This is a genomic window from Streptomyces calidiresistens (genome assembly GCF_014141525.1).
In the GTDB taxonomy this organism is placed as follows: Bacteria; Actinomycetota; Actinomycetes; order Streptomycetales; family Streptomycetaceae; genus Streptomyces; species Streptomyces calidiresistens.
This window is the reverse complement of the sequence record NZ_VKHS01001127.1, coordinates 1-1,322: the sequence shown is the minus strand read 5'-3', so window position 1 is coordinate 1,322 and position 1,322 is coordinate 1. Positions and strand designations below refer to the sequence as shown.

The 1,322-nt window shown below is 72.8% G+C and carries 1 protein-coding gene; it reads right to left on the bottom strand.

What is annotated here, in order from left to right; all coding sequences use genetic code 11:
- Nucleotides 1-32 precede the first annotated feature (32 nt).
- Nucleotides 33-1,322, bottom strand: a 1,290-nt coding sequence (locus tag FOE67_RS25885) for a polysaccharide deacetylase family protein (protein WP_438874314.1), incomplete at its 5' end; no start/stop codon positions are given.

Below are 1,322 nucleotides of genomic sequence, written 5' to 3'. Positions count from 1 at the left end.
GTCCTGAGGGGCGCCCCGTCACGGGGCGCCCCTCAGGACGAGGGGTCGGTCCCCGCCCCCGGGCCCGGAGGGGCCGCCGCGACCGTCGACGGGGCGGGGAAGGCCTCCCAGCCGCCGGCCGGCGCGGTGCCGACGTCCAGGGTGCGCAGGGCGGCGAGCAGCTCCGGATCCTGGGCGTCCAGCCAGTCCACCAGTTGCCGGAAGGACACGCAGCGCACGTCCTCCATCGGGCAGATCTCCCGGATCACGTCCTCCACGGCACGCATGTAGATGCCGCCGTTCCACCCGTTGAAGTGGTTGCCGATGATCAACGGCGCGCGGTTGCCGTCGTACGCGCGGCGGAAGCCCTGCAACAGGCCCTCGCGGGTCTGCTGCTCCCAGAAGGGGTGCATGGACGGGTCGCCGCTGCCCGGCCCGGACTGGTTGACCATGAAGTTGTAGTCCATGGCCAGCACCTCGAAGGAGCGGCCCGGCATGGGCACCTGCTGGAGCGGGATGTCCCACACCCCGTCGGGGGTGCGGTCGGGCCACACCTGCCGTCCGTTGCCGCTGGAGTCGTAGCGCAACCCCAGGTCCGCGGCGGCGCGCAGCAGGGCGTCCCGGCCCTCCAGGCAGGGGGTGCGACCGCCGACGAGTTCCTCCTCGTAGTCGAAGGGGAGCGGTTCGAGGTGGTCCCAGCCGGTGACGGTCTTCCAGTTGGAGACCATCCACTTGGCCTGCTCGGTCTCCGAGATCCAGTCCTCCGGCGTCCAGGTGTTCACTCCGGTCGGTCCGCAGAAGTGGCCGTTGAAATGGGTGCCGATCTCGCTGCCGTCCAGCCAGGCACCGCGAAGTTGTTCGAGGGTGGCGGCGATGCTCTCGTCCGAGAGGTACCCGATGTCCGAGGCGCCGGGGGAACGACCGGGGGGCGCGTACAGGTCGCGCCGGCTCTCGGGGAGCAGGTAGATGCCGGTCAGGAAGTAGGTCATGTGGGCGTCGCTCTCCCGGGCGATCTCACGGAACCGGGAGAACAGGCGGTTGCCGTCCTCCCCCGCCCCGTCCCAGGAGAAGACCACGAACTGCGGCGGCTTCCCGCCGGGCTCCAGGCGATCGACGACCGGCTGGTTGGGCTGCTGCCCGGTCAGCGCGGTGGAGCCGTCGCCGAGCAGGTGGGGGTTGCCCCGGGAGGGTCCTGCCGGGGCGGCGGCGCCCGGCTCCCCGGCAGCGCCGTCCCGGTCCTCCCCCGGTCCCGGCCCCCCTCCCGAGCAGGCCGCCAGGATCACGGCCAGGGCGGCGGCGAGGAGTACTCGTCCCCCCGGACGCCGTCTCCCCCGGGCCTCCCG